14 protein-coding genes are annotated in these 14,297 nt (G+C 72.0%); 5 read left to right on the top strand and 9 right to left on the bottom strand.

Annotation, left to right across the window (positions count from 1 at the left end; translation table 11 throughout):
• Positions 1-225 precede the first annotated feature (225 nt).
• The 5 genes from GGD89_RS07210 (at position 226) to GGD89_RS07190 (ending at position 5,981) form a co-directional block, all read left to right on the top strand.
• Positions 226-1,650, top strand: a complete 1,425-nt coding sequence (locus GGD89_RS07210) for an NAD(P)/FAD-dependent oxidoreductase (RefSeq protein ID WP_184043604.1) — start codon at positions 226-228, stop codon at positions 1,648-1,650.
• Positions 1,647-2,477, top strand: coding sequence for a DUF1365 domain-containing protein (locus GGD89_RS07205; protein WP_184043602.1), 831 nt, complete (start codon positions 1,647-1,649; stop codon positions 2,475-2,477). The genes GGD89_RS07210 and GGD89_RS07205 overlap by 4 nt, the downstream gene beginning before the upstream one ends.
• 77 nt (positions 2,478-2,554) lie before the next feature.
• Positions 2,555-3,940, top strand: a complete 1,386-nt coding sequence (locus GGD89_RS07200) for an SAM-dependent methyltransferase (RefSeq protein ID WP_184043600.1) — start codon at positions 2,555-2,557, stop codon at positions 3,938-3,940.
• A complete protein-coding gene (locus GGD89_RS07195) occupies positions 3,937-5,331 on the top strand; it encodes an MFS transporter (protein WP_343058554.1) in 1,395 nt (464 codons plus the stop codon). Before GGD89_RS07200 ends, GGD89_RS07195 begins: the two co-directional genes overlap by 4 nt.
• Positions 5,325-5,981: a DUF3833 domain-containing protein gene (locus GGD89_RS07190; protein WP_343058553.1), complete on the top strand. Its 657-nt coding sequence runs from the start codon at positions 5,325-5,327 to the stop codon at positions 5,979-5,981. Before GGD89_RS07195 ends, GGD89_RS07190 begins: the two co-directional genes overlap by 7 nt.
• 15 nt (positions 5,982-5,996) lie before the next feature.
• On the opposite strand, the gene GGD89_RS07185 is transcribed toward GGD89_RS07190, so the two are convergent.
• Genes GGD89_RS07185 through GGD89_RS07145 form a run of 9 tightly spaced genes read right to left on the bottom strand, consistent with a single transcriptional unit; the run spans position 5,997 to position 14,148 of the window.
• Positions 5,997-6,359 carry a type II toxin-antitoxin system RelE/ParE family toxin gene (locus tag GGD89_RS07185; RefSeq protein ID WP_184043598.1) on the bottom strand — a complete coding sequence of 121 codons (363 nt, stop codon included), beginning with the start codon at positions 6,357-6,359 and terminating at the stop codon, positions 5,997-5,999.
• On the bottom strand, positions 6,356-6,658 hold the full coding sequence (locus GGD89_RS07180; protein WP_184043596.1) for a type II toxin-antitoxin system ParD family antitoxin: 303 nt from the start codon (positions 6,656-6,658) through the stop codon (positions 6,356-6,358). The genes GGD89_RS07185 and GGD89_RS07180 overlap by 4 nt, the downstream gene beginning before the upstream one ends.
• A 59-nt stretch (positions 6,659-6,717) precedes the next feature.
• Positions 6,718-7,389, bottom strand: coding sequence for an SMC-Scp complex subunit ScpB (gene scpB, locus GGD89_RS07175; protein ID WP_184043594.1), 672 nt, complete (start codon positions 7,387-7,389; stop codon positions 6,718-6,720).
• Positions 7,390-7,395: 6 nt separating this feature from the next.
• Positions 7,396-8,211, bottom strand: a complete 816-nt coding sequence (locus GGD89_RS07170) for a segregation and condensation protein A (RefSeq protein WP_184043592.1) — start codon at positions 8,209-8,211, stop codon at positions 7,396-7,398.
• 44 nt (positions 8,212-8,255) lie between these two features.
• Complete coding sequence (locus GGD89_RS07165) at positions 8,256-8,945, bottom strand: site-2 protease family protein (protein WP_184043590.1); 690 nt, start codon at positions 8,943-8,945, stop codon at positions 8,256-8,258.
• A complete protein-coding gene (gene nagZ, locus GGD89_RS07160; protein ID WP_184043588.1) occupies positions 8,942-9,970 on the bottom strand; it encodes a beta-N-acetylhexosaminidase in 1,029 nt (342 codons plus the stop codon). The genes GGD89_RS07165 and nagZ overlap by 4 nt, the downstream gene beginning before the upstream one ends.
• Positions 9,963-11,066 (bottom strand): SPOR domain-containing protein, encoded by a 1,104-nt coding sequence (locus tag GGD89_RS07155; RefSeq protein WP_184043586.1) that lies wholly within the window; start codon positions 11,064-11,066, stop codon positions 9,963-9,965. The genes nagZ and GGD89_RS07155 overlap by 8 nt, the downstream gene beginning before the upstream one ends.
• Positions 11,066-12,841, bottom strand: a complete 1,776-nt coding sequence (gene argS / locus GGD89_RS07150) for an arginine--tRNA ligase (RefSeq protein ID WP_184043584.1) — start codon at positions 12,839-12,841, stop codon at positions 11,066-11,068. Before argS ends, GGD89_RS07155 begins: the two co-directional genes overlap by 1 nt.
• Before the next feature lie 41 nt (positions 12,842-12,882).
• Positions 12,883-14,148 carry a deoxyguanosinetriphosphate triphosphohydrolase gene (locus tag GGD89_RS07145; protein WP_184043582.1) on the bottom strand — a complete coding sequence of 422 codons (1,266 nt, stop codon included), beginning with the start codon at positions 14,146-14,148 and terminating at the stop codon, positions 12,883-12,885.
• Positions 14,149-14,297 lie beyond the last annotated feature (149 nt).

The following is a 14,297-nucleotide window of genomic DNA, read 5'->3' as shown; positions in this document are numbered from 1 at the left end:
GGGCTTCAGGTCCACCGTATGTGCGGTGCCGGTCCCGCCTCCACAAGAGGCCGGGGCGGCGTGTCGGGGCGCACCGGCGGCGGATCGGTGATCCACCCTGGTGTCCGGGGCGTAGGGAACCGCAGACCAGCGTGACGCGGCTCCGGTTGCCGCGTCCATTCTCACAGGGCCGTGCATCTCCGCGCGTCGAGGCTCGGGACCAGCGGCAGAGGAGCCGAACAGACCATGTCCGCCATCACACCCACTCTTCGCCCGGCCGCCGACGACCGGGCGCGGGACACATCCGGACGGCCACGCCGCATCGCGGTGATCGGCACGGGGATCGCCGGCATGGCCGCGGCCTGGCTGTTGAGCCAGCGCCATCACGTCACGGTGTTCGAGCGCGGCGACTACGTGGGCGGCCATTCCAATACCGTCGAGGCGCCGGGGCGGGACGGCCGGCCGGTTCCCGTGGATACCGGCTTCATCGTCTACAACACGGCCAACTACCCCAACCTCACGGCGCTGTTCGATCATCTTCAGGTGCCCACCCAGCTCAGCGACATGAGCTTCGCGGCGTCCCTGGACGACGGTCGCCTCGAATACGCCGGCAGCGGCCTCGGCGGACTGTTCGCCCAGCCCGCGAACATCGCCCGGCCGCGCTTCTGGTCCATGCTGCGCGATCTGCTGCGCTTCTACCGCGAGGCGCCGGCCTTCCTGGCCGACCCGAGCGCGCGCGTCACGACGCTGGGCGAGTACCTGGATGCCAATCGCTACGGCAGGCCCTTCGTCGAGGACCACTTGCTGCCCATGGGGGCGGCCATCTGGTCCACGCCCACGGCCGACATGCGCGCCTATCCGGCGGCGGCCTTCATCCGCTTTTTTGAGAACCATGGCCTGCTGCGCCTGCGCGACCGCATCGACTGGCGCACCGTGACCGGCGGCAGCCGCGAGTATGTGCGCCGCCTGACGGCCCCCTTCGCGGACCGAATTCATCTGAACACCAAGATCATGTCCATTCGCCGCGCGAACGGGAGTGTGATGATCGAGGACCTGCGGGGCGAACTGCATGTGGCCGATGACATCGTGCTCGCCTGCCACGCCGACGAGGCGCTTGCCCTGCTGAGCGATGCCGATGATCGCGAGCGCACCATCCTGCAAGGTTTCCGCTATACCCGCAACAGGGCCATCCTGCATACCGATGCGTCGCTGATGCCTCGCGCTCGCCGGGCCTGGGCCGCCTGGAACTTCCTGGGCACCCGCGACGCGGAGGGAACCCGCCAGGTCTGCGTCACCTACTGGATGAACAAGCTTCAGGGCATCGACGAGCGCACGCCGCTGTTCGTGACCCTCAATCCACCGCGCGAGCCCGCGCGGAACACGGTGATCCGGGGGTTCCTGTACGACCACCCCCTGTTCGACCGCGAGGCCCTGGCCGCGCAGCATCAGGTCTGGCGCCTTCAGGGCCATCGCAACACCTGGTTCTGCGGCGCCTACATGGGGTCGGGCTTCCACGAGGACGGCGTCCAGGCCGGCCTGGCCGTGGCCGAGGCCCTGGGGGGACTGCGCCGGCCCTGGCAGGTGCCCGACGAGAACGGGCGCATCGTCGTTGGCGACATGATGGCCGGCCGTCCGGTGGCCGCGCCCGCCGGTCCGGGAGACCCGGCATGAGCGGGGGCGTCGACGGGGCCTCCGCCCTCTATCGCGGCGCGGTGATGCATCGGCGCCTGCGGCCGCGCCGGCATCGCCTGGACTACCGGGTGTTCTCGGCCCTCCTGGACCTGGACGATCTGCCGGACATGAGCCGGCGCCTGCGCTGGTTCGCCCACAACCGGTTCGCGCCCGTCAGCTTCCACGACCGCGACCACGGCCCCGGCGACGGCGCGCCGCTGCGGCCCTGGGTCGAGGCGGAACTGGCGCGCGCGGGGCTGGACCTGGGGGGCGGGCCGATCCGCGTGCTCTGCTATCCGCGCCTGTGGGGTTACGTCTTCAATCCGCTGACCGTCTACTTCTGCCACCACCCGGACGGCCGCCTGGGCGCCGTGCTGCACGAGGTCAACAACACCTTCGGGGATCGCCACTGCTACCTGATTCCGGTCGCCGACGCCGACGGCCACGCCCCGGTGGTCCGCCAGACCTGCGACAAGCGCATGTACGTCTCGCCGTTCATGGAGATGGAGACCACCTACCACTTCCGCATCCGCCCGCCGGCGGAGACGGTGAGCGTGGTCATCCGCCAGACCGACGCCGAGGGGACCATCCTGGTGGCCTCGTTCACCGGGGATCGCGCCCCCCTGACCGACCGTGCGCTGGCCGCTGCCGTCGCCCGCCATCCGTTGATGACCGTGAAGGTCATGGCCGGCATCCACTGGGAGGCTCTGAAGCTGTTCGCCAAGGGAATGCGCCTGCGGCCCCGGGGGACCGCGCCGGCGGATCTGGTGACCGTGGTGCGGCCGGCCGACGGCGTCGGGACGCCGCGCGTGACCGCGCCGTCCTGAGCACGGCCCCCGGCTGCCGTCCGCCCCCCGGTCGCGGGGGTGCCCCCCGGATCAAGACACACGAGGATCTCGCGCCGATGTCCGACCGTTCAGTGCCCGCGTCCGATTCCGAGTCCACCCCGGCATCGTGGTCCGAGTCCGCTCGCGTGCCGCGATCCGACCACGCCCTGAGGCTGGCCCTGGCGGAGGGGCCGTCCGCCGGCCGCGAGTCGCCGTCGACGCCGATCGCCGGGCCGGCCGCGCCCCGTTCCTCGCGGCGGCGGACCTGGACCCCGCCCGGCGCCGATGCCCTGTCCCTGGCGGGCCTCAATCTGCTGCTGGGGCGGTTGCGGCGCGGGCGTCTGACCCTGATCCGTCCGGATCGGTCCGAACGCGTGTTCGAGGGCGCGGCCCCCGGTCCCGAGGCGGCGGTGATCCTGCGGGATCCCCGGGCCGCGCGCCGGCTGGTGCTGGGGGGCGCGGTGGGCTTCGGCGAGGCGTACGTGGATGGCCTCTGGGATACGCCCGACCTGGAGGCCGTGTTGCACCTGGCGGCGGCCAACAACGACGGCATCTCCGTGGGACGCACGGGCGCGGCCCTGAGCCACTGGCTGCGCGGCCGCAACCATCGCCGCAATGCCAACACCCGCGACGGCAGCCGCCGCAACATTGCCTACCATTACGACCTGGGGAACGACTTCTACGCCGCGTGGCTGGACCCGTCCATGACCTATTCGGCGGCCCTGTGGGAGACCCCCGACCAGCGCCTGGAGGACGCCCAGACAGCCAAGATCCGCCGCCTGTGCCGGACCCTGGACCTGACGCCCGGGCAACGGGTGCTGGAGATCGGTTGCGGCTGGGGGGGCTTCGCCGAGATCGCCGCCCGGGAGTTCGGATGCCACGTCACCGGTCTGACGCTGTCGCGCGAGCAACTGGACTGGGCGCGGGGCCGCATCGCCGCCGCCGGCCTGTCGGACCGCGTTGACCTGCGGTTGCAGGACTACCGGGACGTCACCGGCACCTTCGACGCCGTCGCCTCCATCGAGATGTTCGAGGCGGTGGGCCAGGAGCATTGGCCGCTGTTCTTCGAGCGTCTCGGCGCCTGCCTACGATCTGGTGGGCGGGCCGGCCTTCAGGTGATCACCATCGCCGAGGACCGTTTCGAGGAATACCGCGCCTACCCCGATTTCATCCAGACCCACGTGTTCCCGGGCGGCATGCTGCCGACCACCCGCCACCTCGCCGAGGGGCTGACGGCGGCCGGGTTGACGGTGGGCGAGCGGCTGGCCTTCGGCGCCGACTATGCCCGCACCCTGGGTCTGTGGCGTGACGCGTTCCTGACGGCCTGGCCCGGGATCCTGGACGGCGGGCGAGGCTTCGACGAGCGCTTCCGGCGCCTGTGGACCTACTACCTGGGCTACTGCAAGGTGGGCTTCGAAAGCGGCGCCATCGATGTGGTGCAGATCGCGGCGGCGCGGCCGTGACGCCGCCGCCGGCCATCGCCGCGCCCGGCGACCGGGTCGCGCGGTCGCCGTCCTGGCGTCGCACGGTGACGCTCTATGGCCTGCCCGGGCTGGCGCTGGCCATGCCCACCATCCCGGTGTTCGTGTTCCTGCCGACGCTCTACGCCGAGACGCTGGGGCTCGGTCTGGCGGCCGTGGGCGGCGTGCTGCTGCTGGCGCGGCTGGTGGATGGCGTGACCGATCCGCTGGTGGGCCTGCTGAGCGATCGCTGGCCCACCCGCTGGGGCCGGCGCAAGCCCTGGGTGGCGCTGGGCGGGCTGATGGCGGCGCCGGCGCTGCTGATGCTGTTCCTGCCGCCGGAGGGCGCCGGCCTGGGTCACCTGATGCTGTGGACCCTGGTGCTGTACCTCGGCTGGACTCTCGTCAACGTGCCCTACACCGCCTGGGGCGCCGAACTGTCCGGGGACTACCACGAGCGCGCGCGCATCACCGGCTGGCGCGAGGGCCTGATGATCGTCGGCATCCTGGTGGCCGCCGCCATGCCGGCGCTCGCCTCGGCGCTGGGGTGGGCGGAGCAGGCCGGCCTGGCGCTGGTCGCCGTCGCCGCCGTGGCCCTGGGGACGCCGGCCATCGTGCTCCTGCTGGCGCGGGTGCCGGAGCCGGCGCCGGACCGCCCGCCGCCGACGCGGCTGGGGGCCTCGCCCTGGGGTCAGGCGCGCGCGGTGCTGGGCAACCGCCCGTTCCTGCGGCTGCTGGCGGCCTGGGTGCTGAACGGCCTGGCCGGCGGGCTGCCGGCGGTGCTGTTCCCCCTGTACCTTCAGCATGGCCTCCAGGTGGACGCCGGGACCCGTGACGCGCTGATCCTGCTGTACTTCGTCGCCGCCGTGGCGGCCATTCCCGGCTGGCTGGCGCTCAGCCGCGCCTGGAGCAAGCATCGCGCCTGGGCCGCCGCCATGGCTCTGGCCTGCGCGGCCTTCGTCTGGGTGCCGCTGCTGGACCCCGGGACGGCCGGGGTGGCCGCCTTCGCCGTTATCTGCCTGCTGACCGGCGCCGCCCTGGGCGCGGACCTGGCGTTGCCGCCGGCCATGCAGGCCGATGTCATCGACCTGGACGCGCTGCGCACCGGACATCGCCGCGAGGGTGTCTTCTTCGCCCTCTGGGGCATGGGCACCAAGGGGGCGCTGGCGCTGGCGGTGGGCCTGGCCTTCCCGATCCTGGACGCCGCCGGCCTGGACACCGAGGCCGCCACCCAGACGCCTCTGGCGCTGGGCATGCTGGTGACCCTGTACGCCCTGGTGCCCGTGGCCCTGAAGCTGGGGGTGATCGCGCTGGTCTGGAACCACCCCCTGACCCGGCGCCGCCAGGGCATCATTCGCAAACGCCTGGATCGCACCGGAGCCGCCTCATGCTGACCCCCAGACACGCCCCCGCCAAGGACTCTCCTCCGGGCCGCCGCCGGCGCGGCCGCTGGACCCGCTGGCTGGCGGGCCTTGCCGTGGTCGTCGTGCTGATGGCCGCCATCGCCACCATGACAGGATTCGACGCCATGAAACCCAAGGACTTCGCGAACACCGAACCCAAGCTGGTCCTGGAGGAGTACTTCCTGGGCCGCACCTTGGCCTGGGGAATCTTCGAGGACCGCTTCGGCTCACTGCGCCGTCAGTTCGTGGTGGACATCGAGGGCACCTGGGACGGCGAGACCCTGACCCTGGACGAGCACTTCGACTATGCGGACGGGGAGACGGACCGGCGCGTCTGGCGCATCCGGCGCCTGGACAACCACACCTACGAGGGCCGGGCGGACGACATCATCGGTACCGCCGGCGGCCAGGCGTACGGCAACGCCCTCAACTGGGCCTATGACCTGGACCTGAAGATGGGCGAGCGGTCCCTGAAGGTGCACTTCAACGACTGGATGTGGTTGCAGCCGGGCGGCGTGCTCGTTAACCGCGCCACCATGTCCAAATGGGGCATCACCCTGGGCACGGTGACGCTGTTCTTCCGCAAGGCAGAGGCTGACGAGCCGATGCCGCGTTCGGGCGAGTCACGTCTGGGTCAGTGACGCGGGGCGACCGCGTTACGTGATCTCGTCGTCGGTCAGGTGCCGGGGCAGGTCCATGGACTCGTGGAGGATGCGCAGGACGTCGACGGTGGGGTGGTGGTCGTCGGGGACGATCCGGAAGACGATGAGATGGCGCCCCGTCCGCCCGCCGCGCGCCACGGGGAGGGTCATCAGGCCGGGGGCGATGTCATCACGTGGCCGGACACCCAGCGCCGAGGGGCCGGCGCGGAGAGTCCGAAGGGCGTCGAGGATTGTGTCCCCGTAACGGCCGGCTTGGGTCGGGCCGAAATGGTCGGCCGTCCATTCCACGATACCATCGAAGTCATGCACGGCCGCCGGAGTGAGGCGGACGTCCCATCGTCCCGTGCGTGTGTTCAAGGTTTCGAGTTGCCGTCTTTGGGGCTTTGCAAGATTGTGTTGGCGCGCCTGGACAAGTAATCCGCCGCATCGTCGGCGCTGTCAAACCTTATGGACCGTCCTTCCTCGATATCGCGGATGCCGATCGCCACGGCGTCGCGCAAGGCTTGCAGGCGCGCGGCCTCCTCGGCCTCGCGGGTCTCGATCAGGCGCAGACCGTCGCGCAGCACCTCGCTGGCGTTCTGGTAGCGGCCGGAGGCCACCAGGTGCTCGATCATCGTGGCCTGGTGGTCGGTGATGACGACGTTGCGGGTGGGCATGGGCGTGTTTCCGGGACTGGGGGACCGATACTGGCAGAATATGCCAGTGCGGGCCCCGTCTACAAGCCGCCGTCCGGATCCAGGGGATCGGGCGGGGTCGCGCTCTCCAGGTCCGCGTCGTCCACGTCCTCCAGCGCGCCGTCGTCCGCGCCCGCCCGCGCGCCATAGGCGGCCAGGGCCGGTCGCGCATCCAGCAGGCCGGCGGCGCGCATCTCGGCGATGCCCGGCAGGTCCTTGAGGCTCTCCAGCCCGAAGTGATCCAGGAAGGCGTCGTTGGTGCCCCAGGTCAGCGGCCGTCCGGGGCTTTGCCGGCGCCCGCGCGGGCGGATCCAGCCGGCCTCCAGCAGCACGTCGAGGGTCCCCTTGGAGACGGTCACGCCCCGGATTTCCTCGATCTCCGCGCGCGTGACCGGCTGGTGATAGGCGATGATGGCCAGCGTCTCCACGGCCGCGCGCGACAGCTTGCGCGGCTCCACGGTCTCCAGGGTCAGCGCTTCCGCCAGGTCGGGGGCGGTGCGGAAAGCCCAGGTGCCCCCGCGCCGGACCAGGGTCACGCCGCGCCCGCTGTACTGGGTCGACAGGGTGCGCAGCAGGCCGGCCACGTCGGCCCCGGCGGGCAGACGGGCCTTCAGGTCGGTCTCGGTCAGCGGCGCGGCGGCGGCGAACAGAAGGGCTTCCAGGCGGCGCAGCAGGTCGAACTCGTCCGGGGGTGGCGGCGGGGCGTCGGTCATGAGGCGTTACCTCCGGCGCCGCAACGAGATGGGGGAGAACGGTCCGCCCTCCTGGCGCAGGTCCACGGCGCCCCGGCGGGCCAGTTCCAGGCTGGCGACGAAGGTGGCGCTGAGCGCCGAGCGCTGATGAAGGTCGTCGCGCAGGTCGTCGGGCAGGAAGCGGACCAGCACGGTCCAGTCCACGGCCAGGCCCAGCCGGCGCGTGATGCGCGTCAGGGCCTGATCCACGGAGTCCAGGTCCACGGGCTCAATGGTCAGGTTGCGCACCTCGCCGCGCCGGTACAGGCCGGCATAGGCGGTCAGCAGGTCGTGCAGCGTCAGGTCGTGCACGGTGTGGCGATGCACCGCCAGCACCTCGGGCCGGCCGCGCGCGAACACCCGGTCCCCCAGGCGCGGTTGGGCGATCAGCGCCTGTCCGGCCGTGCGCATGGCCTCCAGCCGCCGCAACTGGAACTGCAGGGCGGCGGCCATCTCGGCGCCGCTGGGCTCGTCGTCCGTCTGCGGGACGGGCAGCAGCAGGCGCGACTTCAGGAAGGCCAGCCAGGCGGCCATGACCAGGTAGTCGGCGGCCAGATCCAGATGGCGGTCGCGGGCGGCGCGCACGAAGGCCAGATACTGCTCCGCCAGATGCAGGATGGACAGGCGTGCGAGATCCACCTTCTGCTCGCGGGCCAGGGCCAACAGCACGTCGATGGGGCCGTCGAAGCCGTCCAGGGCCAGGACCAGGGCCGCCGGATCGGTGCCGCCGGGGGCGGGGTCCTCCTCGAAGGGGAGCCCGCCGTCGGCGCGGGGGCTGGCCGGGGGGAGAGTGTCGTCGGTCATCCGCCGTCCCTTCCTGGATGCCGCGCCGGCCGGTCTCTCGGCCCTTACCCCAGCAGGGCCAGCCGCGACATCACCTCGATCAAGCCGTCGACCGCCGGCAGGATGACCCAGGCGAAGGGGTTGATGTCATAGCCGATCTGGGCCGCGCCGAAGGGAATCAGGAACAGGCCCAGGATCAGGATGATGAAGCCATAGGGTTCCACGCGCGCCAGCGGCAGGGCCAGCGACCGGGGCAGCAGGCCGACCGCCACCCGGCCGCCATCCAGGGGCGGCAGCGGGATCATGTTGAACACCGCCAGCAGCAGGTTGAGCACGATCAGGTTGGACAGCGTGCGGGCCGTCCATTCCATGGCCACCGCCGGCACGAACGGGACCAGATGGAACAGCAGCACGGCCGCGAAGGCCATCACAAGGTTGCTGGCGGGGCCGGCGGCGGCCACCAGCACCATGTCGCGGCGGGGGTTGTGCAGCCGCCGGAAATTCACCGGCACCGGCTTGGCCCAGCCGAACAGGAACGGCGCCCCGGTGAAGAACAGCAGCCCCGGCACCACCACCGTGCCCATCGGGTCCACGTGACGGATGGGGTTGGCGCTGACCCGCCCCAGACGGTGTGCGGTATCGTCGCCCAGGCGCCAGGCGGCCCAGCCGTGCGCGGCCTCGTGCAGGGTGATGGCCAGCAGCACCGGAATGACCCAGGTGGTGGCCGTGACCAGGATTTCGGGATCGAAACTCATGCCGGCATCAGCTCCCGCAGGCGGGTCACGGCCGTGTCGGCGTCGAACGGGGCCGGTCGGCGGCGGGCGGCGTGGCAGCGGTCCAGCCGCGCCAGGGCGGCGGCGTCCATGGGCCGGCAGCCGGCGACCACGGCGCGCATCTCGGCCAGATCGCCGTTGCAGTGGAGCACGACATCGCAGCCGGCGTCCAGCGACAGTCCGGCGCGGCGGGTGAAGTCGCCGTTGAGCGCCTTCATGGAGATGTCGTCGGTCAGCAGCAGGCCGTCGAACCCGATGTGGCCCCGGATGATCTCCGTGATCACCGTGGGCGACAGGGTAGCCGGACGATCGGCGTCGATGGCGGTATAGACCACGTGGGCGGTCATGCCGAGGGGCGCGTCCGCCAGGGCCCGGAACGGCGCGAAGTCCGTCCGCTCCAGGTCGGCGCGGGGTGTGGTCACCACCGGCAGTTCCTCGTGGGAGTCGGCCCGCGCCCGCCCGTGCCCGGGGAGATGCTTGACGACCGGCAGCACGCCGGCCTCCAGCAGGGCCTCGGCGCACACGTGGCCCAGGTCGGCGACGGTGGCCGGATCGGTGCCGAAGGCGCGGTCGCCGATCACCGCGTGACCATCGGCGCTGGGCACGTCGAGGAGCGGCAGGCAGTTCACGTCGATGCCGAGGGCGACCAGATCGGCGGCGATCAGCCGCGTGTTCAGGCGCACCGCCTCGCGCGCCAGGGCGGGATCGCGGGAATACAGCGAGGCGACCACCCCTTGCGGCGGCACGGCGCGCCAGTGCGGCGGCGCCAGGCGGCAGACCCGCCCGCCTTCCTGGTCGATCAGGACCGGGGCGTCGGCGCGTCCCACCAGGGCGCGCAACTCCGCCACCAGATCGGCGACCTGGGTGGGGGTGTCCACGTTGCGGCGGAACAGGATGAAGCCGAGCGGATTGGCGGCGGAAAACAGCGCGCGTTCCTCGGCGGTCGGTCGCGCCCCGGCGCATCCCAGGATGGCGGCCAGGGGAGCCCCGAGGGGCGCTTTACTCACGGACAACAAGACACTCCACGTCGCGCTGCTTCAGGGACCGGCACAGGGTTTCCGCCGCCTCGCCGGACGGCAAGGGGCCGGCTCGCAACCGGTAGAACTGGCCCAGGTCTCCCAGGTCGGCGAACACCACGGCGTGGGGCAGCGGTCCCAGCAGGTCAGGATGCGCCTTGGCCAGGCGTTGCCAGGTGGCTTCGGCCGCCGGCCGCGCGCGGAAGGCGGCAAGCTGGACCTGCGGTCCCCGCAGGGCGGCGGCCGTCACGTTTTCCGGGGCCGGCGTGGGCGCGGCGGCGGGCTCGGGGGCGGCCGGGGTTGGGGCGGCCGGGGCTGGGGCGGCGGGCGGCGGTGCCGACGCCACGGTGGACGGGCCGTCGGCGGGCTCGGGAGCCGGCGTCTCGGGCGCCTCCGGCGCGCTTGCCTCCGGTGACGGGTCCGGCTGCGGGACCGGTGGGGGTGGCGCGGCGGCGTCGCCGGTGGCGGGCGCGGCGGCCGCCACGCGTGGCGGCGGGTCCGGCGCGGGCACCGGGGTCGGCGGCGCCACCGGGGCGGCGGGCCGCGGCAACAACTGTTCGACCCGGGGGCCGTCGTTCTCGGCCGGGTTGTCGCCGATGCGATCGTAGACGCGGATGTCGGTGTTCTGCACCTGGAGGCCGCCCGGATCCTCGGGGCGAACCTTATAGGGCTCGGTGTCGGCGGCGACGACCGGCAGGACGGGGCCGGCGGGGATGGAAACGGCGGTGTCCGTGGTCTCGGCGGGGGCCTGCGCGACCGGATCGGGGGGCGGCGCCAGCAGCAGGTACCAGACCACGCCGCCGACCACCACCAGGATCACCAGCGCGGACAGCAGGGTCATGACCGAGCGGCGCTCCCCGAACCGGGTCGCGGGGTCGGGGCCGTCCTGGGGACCGAGGTCGTCGAGACCGAAGGCGCCGTCGTCGCCGCGAGTCCTGGAGCGATCCCGCGCATGGCGGCCCCGGATGCGCGCGTCCTCCCCGTCGAGGGTGGGGTCCGTGTCTTCCGGAAGCAGCCGGAACATTTCGTCGTCGAGGGAAACCGGTTCCTCATGCCCGTCGCGCCGGAACCGACTCATGCCTGGCATCAGCGAAGTTCCCTTACTGGCTGAACGCCGAAGACTCCAAGGCCCGAGGCTATCACCGTCGCCACCCCTTGAACAAGCGCGAGTCGGGCCAGCGACAACGTTTCGTCGTCGGGCCTCAGGAAGCGCAGGGCGACGTCGTCCTTGCCCTTGGTCCACAGTCCGTGGAAGGCGGCGGCCACGTCGGCCAGGTAGAAGGCGACGCGATGCGGCTCGTGCGCCTCGGCGGCGCTTTCCACCACCCGGGGCCAGCCGGCCAGCAGGCGGATGAGGGCGCGTTCCTCCTCGGCTTCCAGGCGCTCCACCGCCGCGTCGGCCAGCGCCGCCGGCGACAGGTCCCGTCCCGGAAAGATCTCGGCCGCGTGACGGGCCACGGAACAGGCGCGCGCATGGGCGTACTGCACATACCACACCGGGTTGTCGCGGCTCTGCTCGGTCACCTTGGCGAAGTCGAAGTCCAGGGCGGCGTCGTTCTTGCGCGTCAGCATGATGAAGCGCACCACGTCGCGGCCGACCCGGTCGACCACCTCGCGCAAGGTGACGAAGGTGCCCGCGCGCTTGGACATCTTCACCGGCTCGCCGTTGTCCAGCAGCTTGACCAGTTGGCACAGCTTCACGTCCAGGCTGGCCTGGTCCTCGCCGACGGCCCGCACCACGGCCTGCAACCGTTTGACATAGCCGCCATGGTCGGCGCCGAACACGTTGATCAGGTCCTGGAACCCACGCGCCACCTTGTCGCGGTGGTAGGCCATGTCGCCGGCGAAGTAGGTCCAGGCGCCGGTGGACTTGCGCACCGGCCGGTCCACGTCGTCGCCGAAGTCGGTCGCCCGGAACAGGGTCTGCGGGCGCGGTTCCCAGTCCTCGGGGGTCTTGCCCTTGGGGGGCTCCAGGACGCCGGTGTAGATCAGGCCCTTGTCGCTCAGGAACGCAAGGGTGTCGTCCACGCGGCCGGCGGCCACCAGGGCCCGCTCGCTGGTGAACACGTCGAAGGCGATGCCCAGGGCCGCGAGATCGTCGCGGATCAGGTCCATCATCATGGCCACGGCGCGCTCGCGGATCGCCGGCAGCCACTCGGCCTCCGGCGCGTCGACCCAGCGGTCGCCCATCTCGTCGGCGAGCACCCGGCCCACCGGGATCAGGTAGTCGCCGCCGTACTCGATCGCCTTGGTCGCCAGCAGGGTGTCGAGGGCGTCGTCGCTCAGCCGTCCCAGCGCCTGCCGGTAGCGGGCGTGAACGGCCCGCGCGAGCGCGTCCACCTGGGCGCCGGCATCGTTGACGTAGTACTCCCGCGTCACCCGGTAGCCGGCCTTCTCCAGCAGGCCGGCCAGCACGTCGCCGACCACCGCGCCGCGCGCGTGGCCGACGTGCATGGGGCCGGTGGGGTTGGCGGACACGAACTCCACGTTGACCCGGCGGCTGTTCCCGAGGGTGGAGTCGCCGTAGCGCTCGCCCTTGCGCAGGCAGGCGCGCAGGCTGCCCAGCCATACCGCCGGCACCAGACGCAGGTTGATGAAGCCGGGTCCGGCCACCGCGGCCTCGGCCACCCCGGCTTCCGCCGTCAGCCGCGCGCACAGGGTCTCGGCCAGATCCCGGGGCTTCAGCCCGGCCGGCCTGGCCAGCACCATGGCGGCGTTGGTGGCCAGGTCGCCATGGGCGGGATCGCGGGGCGGCTCCACGGTGACCCGCGACAGGTCCAGGCCCGCCGGCAGGGTTCCGTCGCCGGCCATGGCGTGCAGCAGGTCGAGAAGGCGGTCCTTGTAGGCGTTGAAAACGTTCATGACGGGAAACGGTCCGGTGCAGTCGGGAAAACGGGGCGCGGTCAGGGCTTGACGGAGGGATCGAACAGCCGGGCGTGCTCGTCAAGGGCGAAGCGGTCGGTCATGCCGGCGATGTAGTCGGCCACCACCCGCGCCCGGCGGCTGGTATCGTCGCCGGCGGCGGCGGCGCGCCGCCCCCAGTCGTCGGGCAGCAGGGCCGGTTCGGCCAGCAGCAGGTGGAACAGGTCGTGCACCACGCGACGGGCCTTGCTGGTCATGCGGTTGACCCGGTGGTGCCGGTACATGTTGGGAAACAGGAACGCCTTGAAGGCGCGGTCGTGGTCCCGCATGGCGTCGGAGAAAGCCACCAGGGGCCGGTCCATGGCGCGCACGTCCTCCACCCGCTCGGGGCGCGCCTCGGCGAAGCGGCGGGCGGTCTCGGCGCACAGGTCGGCGATCATGGCGTTGATCAGGCGGCGCACCGACTCGTGAATCAGGCGGCTTCGCTCCAGGCCCGGGTGGGCGTCGGCCAGGGCCCGGAACACCGGTCCGGCCAGCGGCACGTCGCGCAGGTCGTCTTCGGAAAACAGACCGGCGCGCAGGCCGTCGTCGATGTCGTGGGCGTTGTAGGCGATGTCGTCGGCCAGCGCCGCCACCTGGGCCTCGGGGCCGGCGTGGGTGTGCAGGTCGAGGTCGTGGGTCTCGGCGTACTCGGCGATGGCCAGGGGGAGCGGCCGGCTGTCCGGCCGGCCCACCAGGGGGCCGTTGTGCTTGACCAGTCCCTCCAGCGACTCCCAGGTCAGGTTGAGGCCGTCGAAGGCAATGTAGCGGTGTTCCAGCTTGGTGACGATGCGCAGGCTCTGGGCGTTGTGGTCGAAGCCCTGATGGTCGCGCATGCAGGCGCGCAACACCTTTTCCCCGGCGTGACCGAAGCAGGTGTGCCCCAGGTCGTGGGCCAGCGCCAGGGCCTCGGCCAGGTCCTCGTCCAGCCCCAGCACCCGGGCCACCGAACGCGCGATCTGCGCCACCTCCAGGCTGTGGGTCAGGCGGGTGCGGTAGTTCTCGCCCTCGTGATAGACGAACACCTGGGTCTTGTACTGCAAGCGGCGGAACGCGCCGCAATGAATGATGCGGTCGCGGTCGCGCTGGAAGGCGGTCCGGGGCGGGGACTCGTGCTCGTCATGGAGGCGTCCGCGCGACCGCGCCGGATCGCTGGCGCAGGCCCGAAGCAACCCCACGGGCGGTGCCGGGGGCGTCGCCGCGGCAGGCGTTGGGGCCGACACGGGAGGCGGCGGCGTCACGGGGGCGGAGAGGGGGGGAACGGTCATGATCGGCACCCTATCCCCGCGCTGTCAGGCTGGCAATCATCCGCGCCCCTCGACCAGCAGTTCTCAGGATGGGGTTGGAGTGTGTCGCAACCGGGTCTGGTGATTGAAGGGACAGGTGAGGAGGGGCGGGCTCAGGGTGGCTGGGGCGG

The sequence above is a fragment of the Roseospira visakhapatnamensis genome, assembly GCF_014197915.1.
GTDB classification, from domain to species: Bacteria; Pseudomonadota; Alphaproteobacteria; order Rhodospirillales; family Rhodospirillaceae; genus Rhodospira; species Rhodospira visakhapatnamensis.
Note: the sequence above shows the minus strand (reverse complement) of the source record. Positions and strands in the feature narration are given on the sequence as shown.

What these genes read in the sequence shown, in the direction of transcription:
- GGD89_RS07210 (WP_184043604.1), top strand. Translation starts at nt 226, where the DNA reads ATGTCCGCCATCACACCCACTCTTCGCCCGGCCGCCGACGACCGGGCG.
- GGD89_RS07205 (WP_184043602.1), top strand. Translation starts at nt 1,647, where the DNA reads ATGAGCGGGGGCGTCGACGGGGCCTCCGCCCTCTATCGCGGCGCGGTG.
- GGD89_RS07200 (WP_184043600.1), top strand. Translation starts at nt 2,555, where the DNA reads ATGTCCGACCGTTCAGTGCCCGCGTCCGATTCCGAGTCCACCCCGGCA.
- GGD89_RS07190 (WP_343058553.1), top strand. Translation starts at nt 5,325, where the DNA reads ATGCTGACCCCCAGACACGCCCCCGCCAAGGACTCTCCTCCGGGCCGC.
- GGD89_RS07180 (WP_184043596.1), bottom strand. Translation starts at nt 6,658, where the DNA reads ATGCCCACCCGCAACGTCGTCATCACCGACCACCAGGCCACGATGATC.
- scpB (WP_184043594.1), bottom strand. Translation starts at nt 7,389, where the DNA reads ATGACCGACGCCCCGCCGCCACCCCCGGACGAGTTCGACCTGCTGCGC.
- GGD89_RS07170 (WP_184043592.1), bottom strand. Translation starts at nt 8,211, where the DNA reads ATGACCGACGACACTCTCCCCCCGGCCAGCCCCCGCGCCGACGGCGGG.
- GGD89_RS07165 (WP_184043590.1), bottom strand. Translation starts at nt 8,945, where the DNA reads ATGAGTTTCGATCCCGAAATCCTGGTCACGGCCACCACCTGGGTCATT.
- GGD89_RS07155 (WP_184043586.1), bottom strand. Translation starts at nt 11,066, where the DNA reads ATGCCAGGCATGAGTCGGTTCCGGCGCGACGGGCATGAGGAACCGGTT.
- argS (WP_184043584.1), bottom strand. Translation starts at nt 12,841, where the DNA reads ATGAACGTTTTCAACGCCTACAAGGACCGCCTTCTCGACCTGCTGCAC.
- GGD89_RS07145 (WP_184043582.1), bottom strand. Translation starts at nt 14,148, where the DNA reads ATGACCGTTCCCCCCCTCTCCGCCCCCGTGACGCCGCCGCCTCCCGTG.